The organism is Anaerolineales bacterium, assembly GCA_037382465.1.
In the GTDB taxonomy this organism is placed as follows: domain Bacteria; phylum Chloroflexota; class Anaerolineae; order Anaerolineales; family E44-bin32; genus WVZH01.
In genome coordinates, this window is sequence record JARRPX010000027.1 from 1 (window position 1) to 24806 (window position 24806).

The 24806-nt window shown below is 56.1% G+C and carries 30 protein-coding genes; 15 read left to right on the forward strand and 15 right to left on the reverse strand.

The annotated features are described in order from the left end of the window. The 3 genes from P8Z34_08645 to P8Z34_08655 form a co-directional block, all read left to right on the forward strand. The coding region (locus P8Z34_08645) for a hypothetical protein (GenBank protein ID MEJ2550735.1) at positions 1-235 on the forward strand (235 nt) is incomplete at its 5' end. Between the two features lie 31 nt (positions 236-266). Next, positions 267-764, forward strand: coding sequence for a DNA starvation/stationary phase protection protein Dps (gene dps / locus P8Z34_08650; GenBank protein ID MEJ2550736.1), 498 nt, complete (start codon positions 267-269; stop codon positions 762-764). Positions 765-902: 138 nt separating this feature from the next. Beyond that, positions 903-1391: a DUF1801 domain-containing protein gene (locus P8Z34_08655; GenBank protein ID MEJ2550737.1), complete on the forward strand. Its 489-nt coding sequence runs from the start codon at positions 903-905 to the stop codon at positions 1389-1391. A 254-nt stretch (positions 1392-1645) separates the two neighbouring features. On the opposite strand, the gene P8Z34_08660 is transcribed toward P8Z34_08655, so the two are convergent. Further along, the gene (locus P8Z34_08660) at positions 1646-2158 is read right to left on the reverse strand and encodes a ClbS/DfsB family four-helix bundle protein (protein MEJ2550738.1); all 513 of its coding nucleotides are present in this window, start codon (positions 2156-2158) and stop codon (positions 1646-1648) included. A gap of 501 nt (positions 2159-2659) precedes the next feature. On the opposite strand from P8Z34_08660, the gene P8Z34_08665 reads away from it, so the two are divergent. From P8Z34_08665 to P8Z34_08690, 6 genes are all read left to right on the forward strand, one after another. Continuing rightward, positions 2660-3304 (forward strand): CGNR zinc finger domain-containing protein, encoded by a 645-nt coding sequence (locus P8Z34_08665; GenBank protein ID MEJ2550739.1) that lies wholly within the window; start codon positions 2660-2662, stop codon positions 3302-3304. Positions 3305-3377: 73 nt separating this feature from the next. Continuing rightward, the gene (locus tag P8Z34_08670) at positions 3378-3947 is read left to right on the forward strand and encodes a helix-turn-helix transcriptional regulator (protein ID MEJ2550740.1); all 570 of its coding nucleotides are present in this window, start codon (positions 3378-3380) and stop codon (positions 3945-3947) included. Then, complete coding sequence (locus tag P8Z34_08675; protein ID MEJ2550741.1) at positions 3944-5086, forward strand: ABC transporter substrate-binding protein; 1143 nt, start codon at positions 3944-3946, stop codon at positions 5084-5086. The genes P8Z34_08670 and P8Z34_08675 overlap by 4 nt, the downstream gene beginning before the upstream one ends. 17 nt (positions 5087-5103) lie before the next feature. Then, positions 5104-6096 carry an iron ABC transporter permease gene (locus tag P8Z34_08680; GenBank protein ID MEJ2550742.1) on the forward strand — a complete coding sequence of 331 codons (993 nt, stop codon included), beginning with the start codon at positions 5104-5106 and terminating at the stop codon, positions 6094-6096. Beyond that, complete coding sequence (locus P8Z34_08685; GenBank protein ID MEJ2550743.1) at positions 6093-6884, forward strand: ABC transporter ATP-binding protein; 792 nt, start codon at positions 6093-6095, stop codon at positions 6882-6884. The genes P8Z34_08680 and P8Z34_08685 overlap by 4 nt, the downstream gene beginning before the upstream one ends. Further along, positions 6881-7429, forward strand: a complete 549-nt coding sequence (locus P8Z34_08690) for a nucleoside-triphosphatase (GenBank protein ID MEJ2550744.1) — start codon at positions 6881-6883, stop codon at positions 7427-7429. The genes P8Z34_08685 and P8Z34_08690 overlap by 4 nt, the downstream gene beginning before the upstream one ends. A 45-nt stretch (positions 7430-7474) precedes the next feature. On the opposite strand, the gene P8Z34_08695 is transcribed toward P8Z34_08690, so the two are convergent. Then, entirely contained in the window at positions 7475-8398 is a 924-nt protein-coding gene (locus P8Z34_08695; protein ID MEJ2550745.1) for a hypothetical protein, read from the reverse strand. 402 nt (positions 8399-8800) lie between these two features. Between P8Z34_08695 and P8Z34_08700 the strand changes: the two genes are divergently transcribed. The 6 genes from P8Z34_08700 to P8Z34_08725 are packed head-to-tail and all read left to right on the forward strand — an operon-like array spanning position 8801 to position 12795. Next, positions 8801-9571 (forward strand): hypothetical protein, encoded by a 771-nt coding sequence (locus P8Z34_08700; protein MEJ2550746.1) that lies wholly within the window; start codon positions 8801-8803, stop codon positions 9569-9571. Position 9572: 1 nt separating this feature from the next. Beyond that, the gene (locus P8Z34_08705; protein MEJ2550747.1) at positions 9573-10415 is read left to right on the forward strand and encodes a DegV family protein; all 843 of its coding nucleotides are present in this window, start codon (positions 9573-9575) and stop codon (positions 10413-10415) included. Positions 10416-10438: 23 nt separating this feature from the next. Beyond that, a complete protein-coding gene (locus tag P8Z34_08710) occupies positions 10439-11329 on the forward strand; it encodes a DUF1295 domain-containing protein (protein MEJ2550748.1) in 891 nt (296 codons plus the stop codon). 26 nt (positions 11330-11355) lie between these two features. Continuing rightward, entirely contained in the window at positions 11356-11778 is a 423-nt protein-coding gene (locus P8Z34_08715) for a hypothetical protein (GenBank protein MEJ2550749.1), read from the forward strand. 14 nt (positions 11779-11792) lie between these two features. Beyond that, the gene (locus P8Z34_08720; GenBank protein MEJ2550750.1) at positions 11793-12125 is read left to right on the forward strand and encodes a DUF1475 family protein; all 333 of its coding nucleotides are present in this window, start codon (positions 11793-11795) and stop codon (positions 12123-12125) included. Continuing rightward, entirely contained in the window at positions 12118-12795 is a 678-nt protein-coding gene (locus P8Z34_08725; GenBank protein MEJ2550751.1) for a DUF3159 domain-containing protein, read from the forward strand. Before P8Z34_08720 ends, P8Z34_08725 begins: the two co-directional genes overlap by 8 nt. A gap of 153 nt (positions 12796-12948) precedes the next feature. On the opposite strand, the gene P8Z34_08730 is transcribed toward P8Z34_08725, so the two are convergent. From P8Z34_08730 to P8Z34_08790, 13 genes are all read right to left on the reverse strand, one after another. Further along, entirely contained in the window at positions 12949-13293 is a 345-nt protein-coding gene (locus P8Z34_08730) for a type II secretion system protein (protein MEJ2550752.1), read from the reverse strand. Between the two features lie 220 nt (positions 13294-13513). Next, positions 13514-14575, reverse strand: coding sequence for a type IV pilus twitching motility protein PilT (locus tag P8Z34_08735; protein ID MEJ2550753.1), 1062 nt, complete (start codon positions 14573-14575; stop codon positions 13514-13516). A gap of 7 nt (positions 14576-14582) precedes the next feature. Then, a complete protein-coding gene (locus P8Z34_08740) occupies positions 14583-15320 on the reverse strand; it encodes a prepilin peptidase (GenBank protein MEJ2550754.1) in 738 nt (245 codons plus the stop codon). Between the two features lie 5 nt (positions 15321-15325). Further along, positions 15326-16201, reverse strand: a complete 876-nt coding sequence (gene pilM, locus P8Z34_08745) for a pilus assembly protein PilM (GenBank protein ID MEJ2550755.1) — start codon at positions 16199-16201, stop codon at positions 15326-15328. 57 nt (positions 16202-16258) lie between these two features. Continuing rightward, positions 16259-16831 carry a hypothetical protein gene (locus P8Z34_08750; protein MEJ2550756.1) on the reverse strand — a complete coding sequence of 191 codons (573 nt, stop codon included), beginning with the start codon at positions 16829-16831 and terminating at the stop codon, positions 16259-16261. Between the two features lie 102 nt (positions 16832-16933). Beyond that, positions 16934-17581, reverse strand: a complete 648-nt coding sequence (locus P8Z34_08755; GenBank protein ID MEJ2550757.1) for a PilN domain-containing protein — start codon at positions 17579-17581, stop codon at positions 16934-16936. Between the two features lie 19 nt (positions 17582-17600). Further along, positions 17601-18860 (reverse strand): hypothetical protein, encoded by a 1260-nt coding sequence (locus tag P8Z34_08760; GenBank protein ID MEJ2550758.1) that lies wholly within the window; start codon positions 18858-18860, stop codon positions 17601-17603. 41 nt (positions 18861-18901) lie between these two features. After that, positions 18902-19444, reverse strand: coding sequence for a hypothetical protein (locus P8Z34_08765; protein MEJ2550759.1), 543 nt, complete (start codon positions 19442-19444; stop codon positions 18902-18904). After that, on the reverse strand, positions 19444-19863 hold the full coding sequence (locus tag P8Z34_08770) for a hypothetical protein (protein MEJ2550760.1): 420 nt from the start codon (positions 19861-19863) through the stop codon (positions 19444-19446). The genes P8Z34_08765 and P8Z34_08770 overlap by 1 nt, the downstream gene beginning before the upstream one ends. Continuing rightward, complete coding sequence (locus P8Z34_08775; GenBank protein ID MEJ2550761.1) at positions 19860-21068, reverse strand: type II secretion system F family protein; 1209 nt, start codon at positions 21066-21068, stop codon at positions 19860-19862. Before P8Z34_08775 ends, P8Z34_08770 begins: the two co-directional genes overlap by 4 nt. A 44-nt stretch (positions 21069-21112) precedes the next feature. Beyond that, entirely contained in the window at positions 21113-22825 is a 1713-nt protein-coding gene (locus P8Z34_08780) for a GspE/PulE family protein (GenBank protein ID MEJ2550762.1), read from the reverse strand. After that, positions 22800-24011, reverse strand: coding sequence for a hybrid sensor histidine kinase/response regulator (locus tag P8Z34_08785; GenBank protein ID MEJ2550763.1), 1212 nt, complete (start codon positions 24009-24011; stop codon positions 22800-22802). The genes P8Z34_08780 and P8Z34_08785 overlap by 26 nt, the downstream gene beginning before the upstream one ends. A gap of 92 nt (positions 24012-24103) precedes the next feature. Next, the gene (locus P8Z34_08790; GenBank protein ID MEJ2550764.1) at positions 24104-24313 is read right to left on the reverse strand and encodes a helix-turn-helix domain-containing protein; all 210 of its coding nucleotides are present in this window, start codon (positions 24311-24313) and stop codon (positions 24104-24106) included. Positions 24314-24806 lie beyond the last annotated feature (493 nt).

Consider the following 24806-nt stretch of genomic DNA (forward strand, 5'->3'; position numbering starts at 1 on the left):
CAACAATACCATGCGAATAAGGATTGCCGATTTCCCTGAGGCGCTCGTTTGTCACAACCTGACGCATGCGCATCTTGCTGTCGACGTGATCTTTTCGAGAGACTCGGTAACCGTGTGTCAAGAATTCGTGAAAACTTCGACGTATCTTAACATCAAGACAACACAACCCGGGTTCCACGCGGTACGTAATGGACAACGCCGCGAACAAACACATCTATCCATTGCGCTGCCGTAGAGAACCCAAAAAGTTGAGAAGGAGAACTCAAATGGCAACAAAAGTAATAGAACATTTTAAGACTCGCAACGATATCCCTATGGATACGCAGTTGCACATGATCGACGTACTCAACGCGCAGTTGGCGGATACCTTCGATATGTTCAGCCTGATCAAACAGGCGCATTGGAACGTCAAAGGATCCCAATTCATCGCCCTGCACAAGTTGTTCGACGAGATCGCCGAAGGCTTGCTGGGTTATGTGGACATGATTGCCGAGCGTGCTACGGCGCTGGGCGGGGTGGCCCTCGGTACCGTGCGCATGGCTGCAGAATCTACACGTCTGGAAGCCTATCCGACGGACATCTTCGACAGTATGGGCACGGTGGAATTGGTTGCAGACCGCATGGCCTCGCTGGCGAAGAGCACCCGTATGGCCGCCGATGACGCCGACGATATTCATGACATGGACACCAACGACATGCTCATCGAAATTTCGCGAGACCTCGATAAGTGGTTGTGGTTCCTGGAGGCCCACTTGCAGGGATAGTGTGAGTTTTTCGATACAATTCAAAAAATGCGGACCGACTGTCCGATGTTGGCTGTTTACCAACGAACATTATGATAGGAGGTCCGTATTCGTATTGCGGAAAAGTTGCCGATCCTGAGTAAATACGAGGAGGGTACCATGAGCCCGAAGAAGGGAACGAATAAGACTGCTAAAGGCCCCACCGAAAGCGGCAAGTCCAAGGGATTCACGGAAGAGGAACGAGCCGCCATGAAAGAGCGCGCCCGAGAAGTGAAGGTGGAAGCAACTCGCAGATCTGGTGCGAAGAAAGGCAAGGCGGACGGCGAATCTGACGTGCTGGAAAAAATCGCTGAAATGCCGGAACCGGATCGCACCATGGCCGAGCGGCTGCATGCCATCATTAAAGCCAGCACGCCAATTCTCTCGCCGAAAACCTGGTATGGCATGCCCGCGTATGCCAAGGACGACAAGGTCGTCTGCTTCTTTCAAAGCGCGCATAAGTTCAAGTCGAGATATGCGACATTCGGCTTCAGTGACAAGGCAAACCTGGACGAAGACGATATGTGGCCGACATCCTTCGCACTGAAGAAGCTGACCGACGCCGAAGAGGTAAGGATCATCGCACTCGTTAAGAAAGCGGTGAGTTGAACCACACCGAACGCATCAATGGATTACGCCCGAAATCTTGCGCATCTCCTGCAAACCTGACCCCAAACGACGCAAAGCGGCGTGCTAGTCGCCAAAATATCAGATGGCACTTACCCGCCTTGCTGCAGCGATCTGGGTTTGAAAGAAGATCTGGCGGGTAATTAATTTAGAGGCTGACCCTATCGATTCAAACGGATTGAAGCCGGAAGATGATTCGCATTTTTTAGAGTACAAACGAGAATCCGGTTCACTGTCTACATCAATTCTTCAATCGATTCTCGATGTTCCCTGTAATGATCGTACGTGTTGGCTGCGATTCCCACCAACAGCGGTTCTCCTGCTGGATCCCCTGGCAGACGCTCTTCGAGCATCGTTTCGAACGGCAATTCCCGTATACTACGTGTTGCCTGCTCGTGATAAGAATAAAAATCACTGCGGACGTCCTTCAACACCCGATCACGATTGCGTTCGTATATGATGGCGTTGAAACCATCCTCCTCCAGAGACTCGAATTCCTTCGGACTCAATCCGAAGGCCTCGTGGGCGGCCTCATGCTGCAGATAATTCAGACACATGAAACGTTCCCAAGCCGTGATATGGGCGAGGATGTCTTTCACGGACCAACCGCCGAATTTTGGTGTAAGCATCCGATCGGCTCCGATGCCGGATATCACGGCCTCCAGCAGCTTCCATTCCTCATCAATTCGTGCCAGCAGTTCCTCCTTATTCTGGGGTAGATTAGCTTCTTCGTGCACGTCGTCATTCATGATCTTTTCCTTTGTTGGAGTTGCCATAGAAATGGGTTTCGACCTACCATCCTGCGTCGGCCCCTTCGCCAACGCCTCCCGTGCCGTGTGCTTTCGATTCCAGATCGTGTTAGGATAATCGAGTTTCGCAGACTCCGGCTGAACATTCCTTTCTCGGATTGGCTGACGCACGTTGCAGAACATGCACGCTGCGTAATACCTCCACCGGAAAGCGCACGACCGATAATGCCGTCCGTACAAAACGCAGGGGGCTCTTTTGTTTTCGAATGCTTCCCAGGCTTTGCAATATGTGTTGTTGTTTTATCATCTTCCGCAACTCTTTTTGTCGTTCGGCGATCGAGTATTCCAACTGACTCAACGGTAACATCTTGCACCTCCTGCCCTTTTTGAAATTTGACCGGTATATTATAACCTGCTATAATTATTATAGTGGTTATAGAATAGCACAGATTACCTAACCTGTCAAGATGATTATGGTGGTTATTAGGAGTATCGAAAACTATGGCGAGCTTGAATCGAGAGAAGAATTGGGATTTCGACGCAGGATTGCTGCCGTTGGACTTCACCAACACGGCGGAATGGCACGCCCGATCCGATCCGATTGAAAATCTCAATTCATATGCTGACCTGGTAAGCTGGTCCTGGAAAGCCGGTTTGCTGACGGAAAAAGCGGCGCAGAGCTTGTTGGAAACAGCCGAGCGGCGGCCGCAAGACGCTCGTCGAGCGCTCGATCGAGTCATCGAACTCCGCGAGGCGCTCTACCGCATCTTCTCCCATAGCGCGGCAGGAACACAGATACCGAACGAAGATCTGGCCTCGTTCAACGCCGCCCTTGGCGAAGCGCTGCACCGGGTCAGACTGGACGCCTCACGTGATGGATTTTCGTGGGGCTGGTCCGACGATAACCAGAATCTTGAAGCCATGCTGTGGCCCATCTTGTGGAAATCCGCGGAACTGCTCACCTCGGAAGATCTGAAACGGGTGGGAGAATGCGCCGACGATCGCGGCTGCGGCTATCTTTTCTACGACAACAGCCGCAACCACAGCCGGCGCTGGTGCAGCATGGAAAGCTGCGGCAATCGAGCCAAAGTGCAGCGACATTACCAGCGTTCGAAAACGCAGGATGAAAACCTCGACGGGGGATGATCGACACGAAAGAGACTCACGCACCATCCTGACACAGCTTCGGATATGCGATATACTCACTCAGTGAGTAACCATGCCCAAAGCGCAAACGATCGCACATTCGCTGTCCCCGGAATACGTCGTGTTGGGTTTGTTGAAGCTGCAACCCAGTCATGGCTATGCCCTGCACCGACGCCTCGACGATGAGTTGAGCCACGTCTGGCGCGTGAGTCTCAGTCAGGTATACAACGTCCTCCACAGGCTGGAAAAACACGGACACATCAAACCATCGGATATCGATTCATCGATACAGCAAGCGGATCGAGTCCCCTACCGGATCACGAGGACGGGCGATCGGTATTTCGAATCATGGATGCGCACGCCTGTTGGGCCGAGCGTACGGGCGATTCGCATGGCTTTCATCACCAAACTATATTTCGCCCATCACCTCGGAGCACCCTCACTCGAAGATTTGATCAAGCGTCAACGTTCGGCGATCGAAACCCAACTCGAACAACTGGACACGAGGTTCAATGCGATCCCCAGAACACAAGTCATCAACCGTCTGGGCCTGCAGCTGCGCATCAAACAACTGCAATCGCTGGAGGCCTGGTTCGAAGAAACGATCAACAATATCCCGAACACCTTGGAGAGAGAAAAATGAAGCGCAAACACATCATCGCCGGCTTGATCATCCTACTCGCATTCGCTTTCGCCTCCTGCCAGAGCGAGCCCACCCCGACATTCCCAGCACAGACGCCAACGCAGGCAGAACCCGAATCGGAAGTGAACGTGCCGGAAGTCGAACCGATAACAGTTATAGATGCCCTCGGCCGAGAGGTGACATTCGCATCTCCGCCCGAGCGAATCGTCGTCGCCGGAAAAGCCACCACACTGGTTGTCAACTCGGTCTACCTTTTCCCTGAAGCTCAGAAACGGCTGGTGGCCTTCGAGAACCGCAGCCAGCGAGGCTTTGACTTCTATCCCATCATCCAACCGCATTTCGACGAATTCGAACTACTCGAGCGCAACGCGGGACCGGAGCAGATCGCTCCCCTGCGGCCGGATCTCGTCATCATGAAGAGCTACATGGCGGACAGCCTGGGTGTGGCGCTGGAAGAAATTAATATTCCCGTGATCTACGTGGACTTGGAGACACCCGAGCAGTTCGAACGCGATACCGCCATCATTGGAAACGCTTTGGGAGATCCAGTCCGGACAGAAGAGATCATCGATTTTTACAACGCTCGACTCGAGATGATCGCAACAAAGGTCGAGAGCATACCGGAAGCCGATCGGCCTGAAGTCTTACTCATGCAGTACAGCGACGAAGAAGGAGAAATCGCCTTCGAAGTGCCCTCCGTTGACTGGATACAGACCGAACTCGTAACACTCGCCGGCGGCATCCCGGTTTGGACCGATGCTGCGGAAGCCGGCGGCTGGACGGTCGTCGGATTCGAACAAATTGCGGTCTGGAATCCCGAAAAGATTTTCGTCATCAATTACGCCGAGAATCCGGCTGCGGCGGTCGAAAGTCTGAAGCAGAATCCCAACTGGATGGCGTTGGACGCCGTCCAGCAAGGTGAAATCTACGGCTTCCCGGGGGATTTCTGGAGCTGGGATCAACCCGATCCACGCTGGATCATGGGATTGACCTGGATGGCCACGAAAATGCATCCCGAGCTCACGACGGACATTGATATGCGTCAGGAGGTCATGGATTTCTACACGCAGATGTACGGTCTGGCCCCCGGAGTCATCGAGGCGGAAATCCTGCCCCTGATCCAACCCGAGCTCGATTGAGTGTTTGGGAGCAGGTGATGCGCGTCGATCGGCGAAGGCTGTTGTTCATCACCCTCGGTGTGGCGCTGCTCGCCAGTTTTTTCTTGTCGGCGTTCGTCGGGCGCTATCCGCGGCCGTTCTGGATGCCCTTGCGGTTGTTCCGCGAAGATGCACTGGCGCGCCAGCTCGTGCTCGCGCTGCGGCTCCCACGATTGTGCCTGGGCTTGCTGCTCGGAATCACGCTTTCGGCGACGGGTGCGGTAATGCAGATGATCTTCCGCAACCCGCTTGTCGAACCCGGTTTCCTCGGCGTTTCGCAGGGAGCCACATTCGGTGCAGCGCTCAGCATCCTGTGGATCGGATCGTCCTGGAGCATGTACGGCATGGCCATCTTTTTCGCCATGGCAGGTCTCTTCGCCTCGTACTTCTTCGCCAGGCGCATGCGCTTCGGCGGCTGGGTGCTGCGGCTCGTGCTGGCCGGAATCGTCGTCTCGGCCTTGTTTTCCGCCGGCACAGGAATCTTGAAAACCATGGCCGATCCACTGACCCAGCTTCCCGAAATTACCTTCTGGCTGTTGGGCGGTTTATGGTCGGTGACCTGGCAGGACGTGCTTCATGTCCTGCCATTCGCCATTCCCGGGATGACCCTGGTGTACTTGCTGCGCTGGCGATTGAATCTGCTTTCCCTCGACGATGAAACGGCATGGTCGCTGGGCGCGGCTCCGGCGCGCGAGCGCAGTCTGCTGCTTTTCGGCGGGGTCGTCGCTACGGCATCCCTGACCGCCGTGGCGGGAATCGTGGGTTGGATCGGGCTCATCATTCCCCATCTCTCCCGCCGTCTGTTTGGTGCCGATTCGCGCTACAACCTGCCGGGCGCCATGCTGCTCGGGGGAATCTTCACCATATTTTGCGACGACATCGCCCGCAGCCTGATGGCGGGAGAAATACCCCTGGGCATCCTGACTTCGTTGATCGGCGCAGCCACGTTCATTGCCCTGATGATTACGATCAAACGGAAACAACGCACATGAACGACACCGCGCTGCTGCAGATCGAAGACCTTTTCTTCCGCTACGATTCGAGTCAAGCGTGGATCTTCGAGCATCTATCCGCAGCGATCCCCGGAGGAGAGATTACGGCCATCCTCGGCCCCAATGGCGTGGGGAAAACCACGCTGCTCCACATTCTCATCGGGCTGTTACCCGTTCAAAAAGGCTCGGTACGGCTCGCAGGCCGATCGTTGGAGAGTTACACTCGCGCGGAAATGAGCCATCTCATCGGTCTCGTGCCGCAGTTGGAACGGATTCCATTTTCTTTCACCGTCAGCGAATACGTCGCCATGGGCCGGGCGCCTCACATCGGTCTTCTGGGGACGCCTTCCGAAGAAGATCAAATGCGCGTCGATCGAGTCCTCGAAATTCTCGATCTTCAAACTCTGGAGCAGCGTTCGGTGCAAGAGCTCAGCGGGGGCGAAGCGCAATTGGTGCGTATTGCCCGCGCCATGGTTCAGGAACCCCGAATCTTGTTACTCGACGAACCCACTGCCCATCTGGATCTGGGCAACAAACACCGCGTGCTCGAAGTGCTGCAATCCCTGCTCGGTGACCGCACCACCGTGATTTTCACCACCCACGATCCCGACGCGGCGTTCGCCATCGCCGGAGAGGCGCTGCTGATGCACGGATCCTCGGCGCTGGCGTTCGGACCCGTAGGCCGTGTGCTCGACGGCGATAATCTTTCCCTCGCCTACGGACTTCCCATCGAGGTACGACGGGTAGACGGCCGTTTCATCGTCATGCGCAAGGATGAAGCCTCTTGAAACGCCGCGGCGAGATCACCCTCATCAGTGGAAGCGTGGGTTCGGGGAAAACCACGTTCTGCACACACGTGATCGACGCAATCCGGAATTCAACCAACCCAGCATGGCAAATCAGGGGAATCCTCGCTCCGGCTGTGCTTGAAGGCGATACAAAGACCGGCATCGATGCGCTCGATCTCGCCACGGGGGAACGGCGGCGGTTGGCGCAGCGGCGTTCGGATTCAGCTTCGGGGATCATGACGAAGGAATGGTCGTTGGATCGGGACACGATCGATTGGTGCAACCATGTGCTGCGCGCGGCCGTTCCCTGCGACATGCTCGTCGTGGACGAACTCGGCCCGCTGGAATTCGAGCGGGATGGAGGGTTTCAGGAAGGTTTGACCGCCCTGGATTCGGGCCGCTTCCAGGCCGCACTGGTGGTCGTCAGAATGGAACTGCTGCACTATGCCGAGGCGCGTTGGCCGGATGCAGCAGCATATTCGATCCGGAATCGGGATCACGCGCTTGCAAGCGCAGTGCAATTCGCAGCTGGAATCCAACGCTAAGACTGCCCATCATTCTTCCGGATCGATACATTTCACGGCCTTTTTTTATATCAAGTTGAAGTGTTTGAGGACCCGCAGCGCCCGCAGCGTGTTCCAGCGGCTGGGCTGCCCGGGCTTTTCCATTTCGAAGTGCAGCGCTCCGGTGTAGTTCGCCTGCAACGGCCAACGTCCGTCGGCGCGCCTTTTTTTCAACAGCACCTCACAAGCCGGGCGCATGCGCTCGTCCCAAGCGACGCCGGCGTCTTGAAAATAATCGAGAGCGCGCAAGATGTTGTAATGCCAGCGCGCCGGGAAACGCAGCATCAGGAAATCCTTGTTGATGATCTCGCCCGTGTGATCGGACATGTAGAGCTGGTGCAGGAGTATGAACTCGCGCGAGGTCCCGGCCGCGGCTTCTAAATCGTCAAGCCGATAAGAATATCCCTGGCGCGCATATTCCCGGATGCCTTCCAGCACGCAGATCGTCGAGTGCAGCGAGCTGTGTCTCGCACCCGGACGAATTCTCTCGCAGTTAAAGCCACCGTCTTCCATGCGCTCATCGATTATGTAATCCACGATAGACTTTAGGCGGCCCTCGTCCGTGCCAAAATAACAGGCATAGCTGAGGAACATGCCGTTGACGCACACGTCGCTCACTTCGATCGTCTTGGCGGGATTGATCCCGCCGTCTGCGGATTTGCGCGTATCGAGGATGAGATCGATGCTGCGCCGTACCCGTTCGTTCTCCGGGGGGATTTGCAGCGTTTTCAGATCGAGAAGCGTGTAATGTGAGCTGGTCCACTTCGGCTGGTAGAAGCCGCGTCCCCAATAGCCATCTGGATGCCGCTTCTCGAGGAACGCAGCCCCCCAACCTTCTCGATCGATACGCGCCTGGATGTCCGGGCGTAATTCGTCCAGCAGGTCTCGTTGGACTTGAAATTGAATCGATACGTCCCCTTCCAACAGCCAAGAGATCATTTCTTCATCCACGATCAGACTCCAAGTTGCCCTTCAAGTCCTCGATGATCTTCTGCCCCATCTCAGCCACGAGAACGAGCGCGGTAAAAGATCGACGGGAGGCATAGTGTAGATATTACTGGAACCGCCGCTCCATTGGAAAGACCTATTTCGATATGCGGTTCTGCCCGGACAAGCCCCGTTTAAATGTTAATTCTATATCAGAAACGTACGATCGCTGGGATATTTCCATGTTAAAGCTGATAAAATGGGAAGTGAAAATTGCCGCCTGGTGATGTTCTCTCTGTGATCTCGAAAGGTGGGCTGCAGTGAGAGAATGGAACCACGCTCGTAGAACCCAGCATCTCAGTTCGATAGGTCAATGTGTTTCGACGACAGCGATCTAAACAGATTAACAGAATATGGAGTTTTATGATGAAAAAGGTACCCTATTATCCGATCTTCACGCTGCTGGCGACCGCCCTCACCCTGACGGTGAACGGATTGGCCAATATCCTGCCGATCAACGGCCAAACCACGGGCGAAATCTCGGACCGCTTTGCGATCTACTTCGTCCCGGAGGGATATGTGTTCTCCATCTGGGGACTGATCTACCTTGGATTGATCGCCTTTGCTGTCTACCAGATCCTGCCCGCCCAGCGGGACAATTCCTTGCTGAAAGAAATCGCGCCGGCGTACTGGCTTGGCAGCCTCGCCAACGCCGCCTGGATATTCCTATGGCACTACGAATTCTTCCCACTCACGCTGGTCGCCATGCTCGTCCTTCTGGCGACTCTGCTGTTTATCTACGTTCGAATTTCGAAAGCCCGGCCAGGGCTCGATCGTAATCAAAGATGGTTCGTGCAGCTTCCCTTCAGCATTTACCTGGGATGGATATCCGTGGCTACGATCGCCAACGTGTCCCAGGTGCTTTTCTTCGCAGGATGGAACGGATGGGGAATCTCCGCGACTGCCTGGACGGTTATCATGCTCGCCGTGGCGACGTTCCTCGGATCGATGATGCAGTGGCGTGAAAAGGACGACGCCTATGCCCTCGTACTGATCTGGGCTTTCGTCGGCATCGCCAGCAAACACGCCAGTACAAGCGGTGTGGCCTATCCAGCCTGGACGGCCGTTGCAATCCTGGCACTCGGCCTACTCAGCGGAGTCCTCCGTAAACGAAGCAGAATTCCACAAGGGGCGTAAGATGGGCGTCAAGATCGTTACCGACTCGACCTGCGACCTGCCTCCAAGCATCATCCAGCAATTGGATATTACGGTCGTTCCGTTGTACATCAACATCGGCGACCAGGGATACCTGGATGGTGTCGACATCACGCGTACAGACTTCTATACAAATCTACCGGATTACGATATCCACCCCACAACGGCTACGCCGGGCATGAAAAGCTTCACCCAGGCGTACCGGCGGCTTGCCCATTCGGGCGCATCAGAAATCCTCTCCATTCACATTTCCGAGAGTCTGAGCGCCACGGTGGGAGTCGCCCGCAAGGCCGCACAGCGGTTCAAGGAAGTCCCAGTCACGGTGCACGACTCCCACCAGCTGAGTCTGGGAACGGGATTTCAAGTCGAGCTCGCCGGACGCATGGCCGCTGACGGTAAAACGATCGAGCAAATCCTGGCCGCGCTCGCACAGATCATCCCGCGCAGCTTCGTGGCCGCGAGGTTGGACACGCTCGATTTCCTGCGTCGCAGCGGTCGCATGAACCGCTTCATGAGCGGATTGGGCAGCCTGCTGCAGTTGAAACCCATTCTCACCATGAAACTGGGACAACCCGGTTCGGAACGCGTGCGCACGAAGGCGAGAGCAGAAGCTCGTTTGATTCAAATGCTGGAAGAGAGTCAGCCGATCGAACGCTTTGCACTGGTCCACACCAATGCAGCACACGAGGCGGAGATGTTCCGTGCGGAAATCAGTCACCTGATTCCGCAGGGTGAAGTGATCTCGATGGACATAACGCCTGTTATCGGCGCTCACATCGGACCGGACGCCGTGGGGTTTGCCATCATCTCGAAGACGGTGATATGAATCCGAGAAAGGGATTTTCGATCATGAAACAAGAACAACAGCGTGCACTGATCGCCATACCGGTTATTTTAATCATCGGCGCCGGCATTGCCCTCGCCGGCAGCCAGGGAGGATACACTGTAGGGAAGGTGCCCGTGTTTGTCACGTGTGTGGCACTGGCATTCATCATTCAATGGATCGCCTTCGTCCCGGCACACCGCTTGCAGACCGAAAAGTTTTTCGACCTCGCCGGCAGCATCAGCTACATCAGCGTCGTCCTGCTGGCTTTACTGCTCATTCCCACGGTCGACGGCCGCGCCTGGCTGCTGGCCGGCATGGTCATCGTTTGGGCGGTTCGCCTGGGTGCCTTTTTGTTTCGACGCATCCTGGCCGCCGGCGAGGACCGCAGATTCCGGGAGATCAAGACGTCCTTCGCCCGCTTTTTACTCACCTGGACCTTGCAAGGCCTCTGGGTCACGCTTTCGCTCGCCGCCGCGTTGGCGGCGATGACATCCGAATATCGAGCCGAACTCGGCGGCATCGCCGTTCTGGGCTTCCTGGTATGGCTTGCGGGTCTCAGCATCGAAGCGATTGCGGATTGGCAGAAGAGTAAATTCCGGGAGAATCCCCAAAACGCGGGTAAATTTATCCGATCAGGTTTGTGGGCCTGGTCACGCCATCCCAATTACTTCGGCGAGATCGTGCTCTGGATCGGTGTGGCCATTGTCGCCCTGCCGGTGCTGCGCGGCTGGCAGTGGCTTACGATGATCTCCCCCATTTTCATCTTCATCTTACTCACGCGTATCAGCGGCGTGCCGATGCTGGAAACTCGCGCCGATCAAAAATGGGGAGGGCAAGCGGACTACGAATATTACAAAGCCAACACACCGATCTTGATTCCGCTGCCGCCGAAGAAACCGCCATCGGCAAGCTAATCAAATTTGGATTTGACCACCGCATCGTGGAAATCAGCGCTCTCGGCCTGACGGCTCGCGGCGCGCATGCATCGGACGATGAAGCATTCGAAGAAAAGGAGAATATCAAAATGCTGCCGATTCTCAAGACGATATCCGCAATCGCAACGATCGTCACTGGAGCGGTCTCGCTCTTCTGGCCGCTGAAAGTGCTTGGTTTTACGGGATTGGACGTAAATGGCGGACGCGGAGTCACAGAAATTCGAACGATTCTCGGCGCGCTGTTCATCGGATTGGGCGCCGCTGTGCTCTACTTCAACACGCAGCAGGCGTATCAGGTGCTCGGTATTACCTATCTAACCATGGCCGTCGTCCGTGGCATGGCGATGTTCATTGATGATGCGATCGTTTCTTCGAATCTGATTAGCTTCCTCGCCGAACTCGTCTTGGGAATCATCCTGGTTGTGTAAAGGAGCGAATACGCATGCGATTTGCTAAGCTGCTCTCCATCTGCGGAATGATCGTCATGACGATAGCCCTGGTCAACGGCTTTACAAGCGGAAATTTCGCAGCGGACGGCAGACAACTGCTGCACAACCCCTGGGGCGTTGTGTCCATAGTTGACCTGTACACCGGATTTGCGTTGTTTTCGGCGTGGGTCGTGTTCCGAGAGAAATCCATAGCGCGTGCCCTCGTCTGGGTAGCGTTGATGGTCGTGCTTGGATTTCTCACCGCAAGTGTATACGTCTTCTTCGCGCTGCAAGCCAGCAACGGTGATTGGCAGCGTTTCTGGATGGGATGGCGAGCCGATGGATAGGCGCAGGGAATTGGTCGAGGAACTCCGCGTGGTGTTTGCCGGGAGAGGCGCCGGATTATTTGATTCCATTTTCCCTTTGTTGGTCTTTCTGATCGCCAACGCATTGTGGGGACTGAATCTCGCAGTGTGGGGATCCATCGGAGCAGCGGGCATCATCTCAGTCATTCGCCTCCTGCGTCGAGAGCCACTGCGCTTCGCCCTGGCAGGTCTCGGCGGTGTGGCCGTCGCGGCGCTGTTCGTCAAAATCAGCGGCTCTGAGGCGGGTTTTTTCTTCCCGGGCTTTATCTCCGGCGCCGTCACCGTCCTGCTCTGCATCGTCAGTGTGGCGCTGCGACGTCCGCTCGTCGCCTGGACCAGCTTTGTGGTCCGGCGTTGGCCCTTGGACTGGTATTGGCATCCACGAGTCCTGCCGGCCTATAACGAGGTCACGCTGATTTGGGCCGGAGTCTTTGCCGCCCGCCTGGGTTTCGAATTCTGGCTTTACCAGCGAGGTTCACTCGATGCATTGGGCGTTTTGAAAATCATCCTGGGTTGGCCATTGATTGTCATCTTGCTGATCGGCACGTATCTATACGGCTTGATGCGCCTGAGTAAGCTGCAGGGACCAAGCGTCGAGGAGTTCATAGCAGGCAAACCACCGCCCTGGGAAGGACAGCAGCGAGGGTTCTGATAATTACCACGCAGATCGACCACTGCAACGTCATCGATTATTGAAAAAAGACCTCTTTCGATATTGCAAAGAGGTCTTTTTATATTTTGCCTGTACTATATTTCGATACTCAGTCTCTTCAGCGAGATCGAATGAATCTTCAATCCGCAGCCGTTATGGCTGCGTAACGGTTCCGTCAGCGGCCCATGAATAGGTGTATTCCGTGGGCAGAGATCTCAGGTAGGAACAAAAATCACAGTCCGCGTCGGCTGCCGTGATGACAGCCGCAACTGCTCTCGGTGTGATGGTCGTAATCGTTGGATAATTCGTCGCCAGGTAGATGTCGACGGCAGTCTGGACCTGGTCCAGCTCGGCGGCTTTGGTGTTGGCGGTCGCCGACGTGCTCAAACCGTTCAGCGCCAGGGTCACGATGCCGAACAAAACGCCCATGATGGCGATAGTCACCAGCAGTTCGACAAGTGTAAAACCCTCTTCGTTTCGCTGTAATCGTTTCAACATTGGAACACCTCCACGTAAATTCTTTAATTTCGTAATGATTCAACGAGCAAAAATCAACCCGCACTTATACCAAGAATTCAAAACAAATGTCCCTCCTTTTTACCGTTCACACAAGAGTAGTATTGCACACAACCGTAAAACTCACGCTTACAAGATCCTTTCAAAACCAAATCATTCACCGTCCTCAACAACGCCGTTCATGCAGTGAAGCGGCTTCATTTCAACCTTGCTCGATCAAAGCGCGCAGTCCTTGCTCGTCGTGGGCAGCGGCGCAGGCATCATCCAAAGCTATTGCCTGCCGCCGATACAAATCCTTGAGCGCCTGTTCGAGAGTCTGCATCCCTTCCTGCACGCCAGTTTGCAGCACACTGTTCATCTGGTGCGTCCTGCCCTCGCGGATCAGGTTGCGAATCGCCGCGTTGGCCAGCATCACTTCCACGGCCGCCACGCGTCCTTCCGCATCCAGGCGGGGTATCAAGGTTTGCGAAAGAATCGCTTCCAGCGTCAAGGAAAGCTGCATACGGATCTGTGCTTGTTGATGCGGTGGAAAGGAATCGATGATTCGATCGATGGTCGAAGGTGCACTGCGGGTATGCAGCGTCGAAAGAACCAGGTGCCCGGTTTCGGCGGCGGTGAGACACGCCGCCATGGTCTCCGGATCGCGCATTTCCCCCACCAAAATCACATCCACGTCCTGGCGCAAGGCGGCACGCAGCGCGGTAGCGAAGGACTGCGTATCTTTGCCAATTTCCCGCTGTGTGATTACGCAGCGTTTGTCCCGATAGATGAATTCAATCGGATCCTCGATCGCCACGATGAGACGCGCCTCGTGCTGGTTGAGATGTTCGATCATGGCGGCCAGAGTGGTCGACTTCCCACTGCCCGTAGGACCGGTGACGAGGATCAGCCCGCGGGGTTTGAGGGCCAGGGTTTTGCATATCCCGGGAAGTTCCAATTCGTCGATGGTCGGCACCACAACGGCGATACGGCGGAACGCCAGGCTGATACTGCCGCGCTGCAAGCTGGCGTTGACCCTGTAACGTGCCGTATCGGTCAGCGTGTAGGAGAAATCCAGGTCCTTGTTTGCGGCGAAACGCTGCCGGGTGCCGTTGTCGCTGATCTGTTCGAAAGCTTGAATGGTTGCATCCTCCGTAAGAGGCTCCTGATCGGACGCCGGAACGAGTTTCCCGTGCACGCGATAGATAGGCGGCGATCCGGCACGCAGATGGAGATCGGAGGCTCCAATCTCGGCTGTGAAGTTCAGCAATGCCTTGATATCCATCACAATCCTACCTTGACCACCAACGAACGATCTGCTCGCCATAAAACAGGGTCGTCAATGCCCCGAGCGCCAGGAAAGGCGCAAATGCAATCGGATCACGCCGTCCAATCCGGCCCGCCATCAACAAGACTCCGGAAATCAAGCCGCCCAGGACGAACGACAAGAAAAGAGCTAAAATCACGTATGGAAAACCCACAACCAGTCCGATGAAACCCATCAACTTGACGTCCCCCATGCCCATCCCGGTTGGGTAGATAATCGCCAGCAGGAACAACAATCCGGAGCCGAGCAAACCACCGAGCAGGCGTTCGCCGAGCGTCGGCTCCGGGTAGATCAGTGCGAAGATCAAAGCAAAGCCGATCGCCGGATAGACAACGCGGTTGAATATCTTCTGATGTTCCAGATCGATGACCAGAATGACGATCAGAATGGCGCTGCAGCAGGCGACGAAGCCTGCATAGGTACTCGAGGGAAAACGCAGCCAGATCAGGCCAAAGAGCACACCCGTCCCCAATTCAACCCAGAGACAGCGCGGCGGAATCTGCGCTTTGCAATAACGGCATCGTCCTCGGCGCAGCAGAAAGCTGACGACGGGAATCAAATCAAGCGCTTTCAAGCGCCGCCCACACGTATCACACTTCGAAGGCGGCGAGATGATCGACCCACCGTTTGGCAAGCGGTCGATACAGACGTTCAAGAAACTGCCGACCGCAATTCCCAGCAAGGCGAATAAAAGCGTGGACATCGGCCTCACACCTTTTTCAACGCCAGGCCCAGATTGGCGGCGTAAGTCGCCACAGGAAATTCCTGAGGCAGGCGCATCGGCGGCTGCGGAAGTTGAATCGGAAAGGACACTTTCGATTTCAACAATTCGATCATTTTCGGATCATCGAACGGAGCTCCCGTAACGAATACTGGTGTGCGTGGGTCCAGCGGGCGGTCCCGGTTGCTGTCGTTGTGAAACTGGACCGTGCGGGTCAGTTCCAGCGAGAGTCGGTCGATGGCCGCGGCCGGGTTGGGTTTCCCATCGCCTTGCGGCATGCTGCGCACGATCATCGGCACGCCCCCGACGACGATGATCACGCCGATGCCTTGCTCTTCGAGATTGACGATGACCGCGTTGCTTTGATCGACCGCACGGATGAGCGCCAGCGGCTTCAAATCCATGACTCCGGGTTTGATCTTCGCAGCCCGCAGCGTCTCCACCTGACGATCGATCACCAGTCGCGGCACGGCCAGGGCATACACCAGAATCTGGTCTCCCTCCTGCCGGACGACATCCCACGAAAGATACGTCTCATCGAGCGGCAGCGGCATCTCCTGTTTGGCCTTGCGCCGAATCGCATCGTCCAGCAGATCGGGGTTGATCTCCGGTAAGGCAAGCAGCCGGGAAACAGACCGGTGCCCGGTGACGCTGGTCACGACCCTGCGTCTGGAAGCTTTGTGCACGCTGAGGAAGCGCGCCAGCCCCGCACCCATACGCTCGCTCTCCTGGATCACTCCCTGATTCATCAATTCCGGAGAGACGGAGACCGTCGACCAACGCAAGGGGCGCTTCCCGCGAACGACGAGCAATCGAATATCACGTCCGTCGAAATCCAACGTAACGATCTTCCTACCCAGCAAGAGATTCCTCCTTGCACTCGATGACGAGCGCACAGCTCAGCGAACGGAACGAGAACATCATTCGACATCCAACGGTGAAATACTGGCGATGCGGACGTCGAAACTGCAGGCTTCGAGGTCGGGTTCGATGTTGATGTTGTTCAGCGCCAGGGTCTCCAATCCCTCGCTTTCCAGGCTCGCCAAATACGCCAGACATTGTTCCAGATCTGCAGAAGCCGCGACACTGTAGCTGGTCACTTCAAGCGAACCGAAAATCGTGGATTGGACTTCTGCGCCCAGGCTGTGAACGCTCATTACGACCGCGTCGTTCGCAGTTGCCAGCGTAAAGCCCCGGCGATACAAATCGAAAGACGTTTCGAAGTCGGGGAAGGTCTCTTCGAGCGATGCCAGGGAACTTTGTGCTGCAATCAATTCATCTTGGATGCCCTGCAGACCTTCTCTGTCAGCCTCCTGTAGAAGCTGCACGCTCGATTCGAGTTCCTGGACCTGCTGTATCAATTGCTGCGTCAGTCGTTCTTTTTGGAATTTGCCCCCCAAGAAGAGCAGATTCACACCGGCAAACACAATTGTAAAACCCAGCATGACCCAGGCAGGATTTCCCTTAATCCAATTCCAGATTTTTTTCGCCATATCAACCCGCTCCCTGCATGCTGCGTCGCCGTTCCCGTTTGCGGCCGATGCCGCTGTTGCGGTAAAAACGTCCTATCGCATTGAAGAACACACATACCGCCATCATGGAAGCTCCTCGTCGTCTGCGACTCCAATATCGAGCATGATCTCGAATTCATACGCCGGCATCGACACGGTCGTGACGGCTTCTCCACTTTCGGTTTCTTCAGGAAGCTGCTGGACCATGTATTCGATACGTCCTTCGATGAAGAGCCCAGTGTCCATCAGGTCATCCATCAGATTCGGTGGAAGACGGCGATTCTCTGCCAACCCCACTAATCGAACTTCGTTGTCCAACTGACCGATACTGACGAGGTCTATTCCCTGAGGGATCGTCTCTACGATGGATTGCAGAATCTCACTCCAGGCAACTTCCTGGATCACCGCGTTTTCTGCCATCGTTTCGATTTCCAGGCTCTGATCTTTTACTTCCTCGATCTGCGCTATAAGTTCGTCTTTCTCCGCCACGAGTGGCTCGTACGCATCGAGCTTAATTTGGACCCCGGCGAGTGTCAATTCCTGACGCTTCAGGGCAACATCGGCTCGACGAAAGACAACGTAGCTGGGATAGATCAGACCGGCAAAAGCCAACATCATTAACCAGAGCCGCAATGTGCGTAATGAGAGCCTGCGGCGGCGATAGCGCGGCGGAAGAATGTTCAGATCCAGAATGTTTACCTGTCTGTCCGCTTTCCTTTTTGCTGCATCCATAACCGGATTTCCGCTCCTCTCAATTAATATCCCACGACAGAACGGTAACGTTCGATCCTGCAATCTCGATCAAACTGGTGATGGTCATATCACCCGTCTGGGCAACGATCTCGTATTGAGAGCCGCCTGCTTCGTAGCGGCCGAAATGGGGTTGATTATTGCCTCTCAATGCGTAGAAAACGCTGCTGCCCGTATAAACCAGCGCTGCCCCTTCATCGATCGTCGCCGGGACTGCGGGTTGAGTCGACCAACTGCCGCTGGAAATGTCGTAGCGCCAGAAGTCCGTTGCGCTGTTGCCGCGCAATGCGTAGACAGAACCGTTTTGATCGTAGGCCAACGATCCCCCGTCGCGCACCCGATCCGGCGCATTTGTCTCGGAATACCATCGGTTGGCGGATATACTGTAGCGCCAGAAGTCCGTCGAATTGCGGCCCCGGAAGGCGTACAAGTCGTCGCCGCCGGCGTAGGTGAGCGAGCCGCCCTCGCGCACACGGTCGGGTGCGTTGCGCATACTGTACCAGCGATCGCGAGAGATGCTGTAGCGATAGAAACTGCGCTGATTGTTCCCACGCAAGGCATAAATGTCGTCGCCGCCGGGATACGCCAATGCGCCGCCGGAATCGATGCGAGCCGGTGCGCGCTGCATGGTCTGCCACGTATCCGTTGAGATTCGATAGCGATAAAAATCACGCTGGTTGTTGCCGCGCAGCGCGTAAATATAATCCCCGGCCGTACAGACGAGCGACCCACCGGCACCTATCGTTCCCGGGGTATTGGCCAGATACGTCCAGCTGTCCCCTGAAATGCTGTATCGCCAGAAGTCTCGCGAATTGTTACCGCGTAAGGCGTAGATGGTATCAGCGCCGGCGTAACAAAGCGCGCCACCTGCGCGCACAGCATCCGGCGCGTTCGCCATGACCGTCCAGCCGCCGCTGGCAATCGTTTCGGCGCTGATGTCGACCAGCAGTTGGTTGACCGCAATCGCAGGAAGCGCCACCGGGCTTCCCGGGCTGGCATCGACCGACGAGCGGTAGGCCGAATCGTGCAGCAGCTTCCAGATGGCGAATTCGACCCCCGCATCCGCAGCATACTGCTCGCGTTGGTCGCCCCCCAAGTCGAGACCGGCGATGAGGCTGGTGCTCACGTTGGAGAGGAAGGGTCCCATGAGGATCGCGCCGATGGCGAGCACCCACAACGCAGCCGGCAGCGTTTTTCCGGCTTCCGCAGTATGGAGTCGTCGAAATCCGTTTGCGATTCTGACGAACAGGGACGTCTTCATTACAACCATCGAGTCAAATTTCTCCATCCGCCGGTGCAGCATCAATGCACACGCATGGCCAGATCTAATGACTTCGTTTCTGAAACGGCGCCGTCGTCGCTGGTCGCTGTGATCGACACGTGGATCAGATTTCCGATAACAGAAAAGACGATGTCGCCTTGATCTTCGATACGCCTGGCGACGACGAGAGTCGATTGAACGACACCACCGAGCAATTGCTCTCGCACGAGCGTCTTGTTCGCAGGATCGTAGGAATAACGATATTCCACGCTGGGGTCGCCCGTGGTCAGCGTGCCGTATACCAATCCGCTGCCGCCCGTGGCAGTTTGTGCTTCGCTTACGTCGCGGCCGAGCCAGACGGATGCATTCTGCAGACTTTGCAGCACGCTCAGGCGAGCGTTCCCGTTCGAAGTCACGACGAAGAATTGGAACACGGCGGTGCCGATCAAACCGGCCACAGAGGCCGTGATGAACATGGAGACCATCAGCTCCGGAATCGTGGCGCCGCGATCGCTCTGTCCCAATCGCCGTACGCGGCCCTTGCACACCCGCAGGTGCTCCAACACGACAGCCAACACTTCCATCAACGATCCACCTTGTAACAGGTCAAATCGAGAATCAGTCCCTCACTTCCCGATATCGAGACGGTGATCTTCTGCATTCCATCGTCCCACAGCGAACTGATGAACGTCTCACTGGAGGCCTGCCAGTATTCGATACTGACTGCAACCGTGTAGCCCGGTTCCGGCGCAACCGGGGGATACGGCGAGGAAATCGGATCGGCGCTGTACGGCGAGTCCTGGATCAATTCGAGCTGGGAGCGGGCGAGCACCTCCGCGCTCACCCGGCTGTGTTTGGCCTTCACGCCGGCCGTGCCGGTGTAGATCGAAGTGAGCAGGATCCCCACCGACAAAGCCAGAACGGCCAATGCGATCAGCTCTTCCACCAACGCCTGGCCGCGCTCGTCGCGATGCAGCGCTCCACGAGAAGCCGCGCGCATCATTTGATCGCCCCCAATAGTTGATACATGGGCATGATCACCGACACGGCCACGAATCCGACGACCAGTCCGACGAAAACGGTCATCGCCGGCTCCAACAAAGAAGTCATCGTCTTGATCGATCTGTCCGCTTCGTCTTCGTAAAAGTCGGCCAGCGTCTCCAGATGACTGTCCATCGTTCCGGTTTCTTCTCCGATACGCAGCATGAAGGAAACCATCTGGGGGAAATAGGGGATACGCGAAAACGGCTCCGACACCGTCCTTCCTTGGAGTGTTTCCTGGCGCACGTTCTCCAGGGCTGCGGAGATGACGACATTACCCACGGTCTGTCGGGTCAGCTCGATGACGTCGGGCAAGGGCAATCCGGCCTGCAGCAGCGTGGCCATCGTACGGCTGATCCGCGATACCGTTCCCTGAACGAGGATGCGGCCCAGAATCGGCAGCCTGAGCAAAACTGCATCCCGGCGCCGGCGCCCTTCTTCCGTCGAAACGTACCAGGTGAGGAAGACGGCGATCACCGAAGCGCCGACGAACAGATAAACGTTGTAGGCCGTGAATGCGTTGACCAGCGCCAGGAGCAATTTCGTCGTCCAGGGTAAATCCGCGCCGAATTCCTCGAACAACCCCATCAGGGGCGGCAGGGTGACGTTGATGATGATGATCGCCACGACGACCGCCAGCATCAGAATGCCGACGGGATACGCCATGGCACCGCGGATTTTCGAAGCCGTAGCTTGCGCCTTCTCCATGTAGGCGGCGAGCTGCCGCAGGATGACGCCGAAATTCCCCGTCCGTTGACCGACCTCGACCATGCGGCAGTAGATGTTGTCGAAGGCCAGGGGGTGTTTCTCCATGGCAGCGGACAGCGAGCTGCCCATGCGAACGTCTTCCTCGATTTCGTGAATGGACTCACTCAGCGATTTGTTCGTCACGTGTTCGCCAAGAAGCCGCAGGGCGGACATCAATGCCACGCCCGCATCGACCAGGGTTGCCAGTTGGCGTGAGAATAGAATCACGTCGCGCTTCTTGGGACCGAAAAGAGAAGGAAACCAGCGGCTGAGATCGAAGCGCTTGCGCACCTCCTGCAAGTCGGCGATGGTCAGGTTTCGTTCGAAGAGTATGCGTTCCGCAGCATCTTCCTTCTCGACGTCGAGAATTCCTTCGAGCTGTTTACCCTGCGGTGTATAGGCCAGGTATTTGTAAGGCATTGCGCTATCCTTCAGCTTCCAACCGGTCGAGTCTCATCCACGGATCATCCCAACGTATAAACATTCTTCATGACCTCACTCGGAGTGGTCACACCCTGTTTGACCTTCAGCATCCCGTCGCGCCGCATGGGGATCATCCCGCGCTGCGTCGCTTCGGCCTTCATTTCAGAGGCGCTCGCTGAACGCAGCAGCAGTTCGCGAATCGAATCGCCCACCGTCAGAACTTCGAAAACGCCGGTTCGGCCCAGATAACCCGTCTGGCCGCAAAAATTACAGCCCTCTCCCACGTAGCAACTCACCAGTTCTTGTCCCATCGCCTCGCGGTATGCAGCTCGCTCTTGAAGCGTGGGTTCTTTTTCAATGCGGCAGTGCGGACAGATCTGCCGCACGAGACGCTGCGCCACGATTCCCACCACACTCGATACCAACAGATAACGTTCGACGCCGAGATCGGCCAATCGGATTAAAGCGCCCGGGGCATCGTTGGCGTGAATCGAGGAGAGCACCATGTGACCCGTCAACGCGGCTTGCACCGCCGTGTTCGCCGTCTCGCTGTCACGTATTTCACCTACCATGATCACGTCGGGGTCCAGGCGCATGATGCCGCGCAAGCCGGAAGCGAAGACGATTCCCGCAGCGCGGTTGACCTGGATCTGGTTGATTCCCGGAAAGTTGTATTCCACAGGATCCTCGATCGTCAGAATATGAAGTTCGGCGCGATCGAGTTGATTGAGTGCTGCGTAGAGTGTGGTCGTTTTCCCGCTTCCCGTCGGACCGCAAACCAGCACCATACCAAAAGGTGCGCGAATCATGCTGTTGAAACTGGTCAACGGCGCCGGCAGAAAACCGAGTCCAGGCAAATCCAGGATCGTGTCCGAGCGCCCCAGGAGACGAAGGACGACCATCTCACCCCACGTCGTATCGCTGGTCGCTACGCGGAAGAATACTTCCTCGCCGTCGAACGTGCGCGCGAATTGCCCATCCTGCGGACGTCTGCGTTCAGCGATGTTGATGTCCGCCAGAACTTTGATCCGCGAGAGGAGCGGCAAATGGCTGCCCTTGGGCAGCGAAAGTATCTCGCGCATCGCCCCATCGATGCGGAATCGAACTTTAACCCCATCGCGATCCGGAGCAATGTGAATGTCCGAAGCCCGATCCCGGTAAGCCTGCTCGAGCATCAAATCGACAGATCGCACGACCGGGTCCTGATCGATTTCGTCCGAAACCAGAGTCATTTCCTCCGGCAGGGCGTAATCGACCGAAGGCGCAAACTCTGCGATCTCTTTCTCGATCTCGTCCCGGGCACGATAGTTGAGATCGATCGCAGAATGAATGTCCGCACGCACACCCACTAGCGGTAAAACCCGTCTCCCGGAGCGTGCGGTAAGCTCCTCGATCGCTTCGATATCCGTAGGGTCTTCCATGACGACCGCGAGCGCGCCGTCGACGATGTCGAGTGGGACGAGATGACGCTTCCGGGCGATGTCCTCCGGGATGCTTTTCAGCGCCTCCGCCTGGACGAGGTGCCGCTTCAAGTCAATCAGGGGCAAACTCAAATGCAGGCTCAACGCCATCGCCAGGCTTTCCGGATTCACCCAGCCGTTATCGATGAGAATACTGCCCAACCGTTTGCCGGAGGCTTTTTCCATTTCCCGTGCCCGGCCCAATTGTTCTGCGGTGATCAGTTTCGAATCGATCAAGACCTGGCCCAGCGACTGGCTTGGGAGCGGATTATTCGCTGACGATTGGTATGCCATCTTTGTCTCCATCCTGGCCATCCGTACCGGCAAGCAGTTGCTTCACGGCACTGACGAGATCTCCCATGCCGAACGGTTTTTCGAGGTAAAGCCTGGCGCCCACCCGCATCGCGGTGGCTTTGTCCTCCACGCGGGACTTGGCCGAAATCATCAGCACGGGAATGTCTGCCGTCTGGGGCTTTGCCTGCAGGCGGTGACAGACTTCATACCCGTCCATGCCCGGCAGCATGACGTCCAGGATCACGAGATCAACTTGCTCGTTCTCGACGAATTCCAGGGCCTTGATGCCGTTGCCGGCCTTGAGCGTCTCATAGCCTTCGTGCTGCAAGGCGTACTCGATCACGTGCAGGAACGCCGGCTCGTCATCGACGATCAATATCTTCGGATTCGTCGAAACCGGACGCTTGATTTTCTTGACCTTTGCCTTGAGCGGCAGCTTGAAATTGAGTGAACTCCCCCCACCCTGGGCTTCCTCAAACCATATACGTCCGCCGTGCGCTTCGACGATGTGCCTGGCAATCGCCAGCCCCAAACCCAATCCCGCGGTTGCGCCCGTGCGAGGATCGGACGAATCGGCGGATTGGCGGCCCAACTTCGCCAAATCTTCCTTCGTCATACCACCGCCGCTGTCAGTAGTTCGAACGATCAATTGATCGTCCTCCAACCCGGCGTTTACCGTTACTCTTGAATTGGAAGGGGCGAATTTAATCAGCGTATCCAGGATGTCCAACATTGCAGTGTTGATCAGACTTTCGTCGCCTTCCACCGTCGGAAGTTCCGAGGTGCTGTCCTGGAGGTGAATACCTTTGGCATCCGCCTTGAACATCAATTGTTGTATACAACGCCGGATGAGCGTCTCCATGGAGTACTTCGCGAGTTTGAGTTCAAACTCGCCCGTCTCGATCGAAGAGGCAACAATCAGATCCCGGAAGCGATTCGCCAGGTATTGCGACTCGCGATAGGAAATACGCAAGAACTCCATGCGCTGCCTTGGGTCGGGCACCTTGCCGTCCAGGATGAGTTCGATGTAGCCGCTGATCGATTGCAGGGGCTCGAACAATCCGTGATACACCGTCGAGAGTACGATTCCGCCCGCGCTGATTTGCGGGTTCGTCGATTTTGCTCCCCCCTTGATGGTGGGCTCCGCGTCTTTCGTTTCTGATGGAGTTTCCGCTTCTGTGGCCATAAATACCATTCCTACCTACTGAGGTCGGCCGTTCGCCACAACACGTTGCGGCTTCCAGCGAACCTCGAAACCGAATGCGGATTCGACGAGGATCATCCGCCCTCTCCGCCCTTCAACCAACGTTCTTTGTTACTCTCGAGATATTCGTCCAGCATCGCCTTGCTGTAGCGACGATGTCCGCCGTGGGTCCGGAATGGCACGAGATGGCCATCCCTTTCAACCCGATTCAAAGTGGCGAGACTGACCCCCAGGTAGCTGGCGGCCTCTCTCGCAGTGTAGAGCCGTGTATGAGCAGGCTTCATCGTTACGATCCTTTGCCTACGCTATCCACATCCTGTTCCGTGACGATTGCAATGGCGTGCAATCCATCTCATCGGTTTGATACCGATTGACACTATTCACTATATTTGGAAATCGGTTGATTGTGTTTGATCCGTAAGTTGTCTGTAAATAGACCACATGTTCGGATTCGGGTGCCCAAAGGAAGTAATAAATGGGCCGTCCGAGATGATCATCAGACGGCCTCAGTAACGGATGCCATTGACGACTGGAATGTATCCGCTGTCGATATTTATACGTAAATTGGAAACCTGGGCAGCAGGATGAGGATCCCTGCTCAATCATTCATCCTGTAGGGGCAGGATTGAGACCTGCCCCTATAAAATCCAATCCATCAGGATGCAGAAACGCCCTGTTGGGAAAGCCACGATGGTTATTCCGGATAGCGATTGATGATCTTGAAAGTCAGATGATGGCTGATGGAAGAGGAGTTCAGTGTCTGAATGTCGTGCGGGG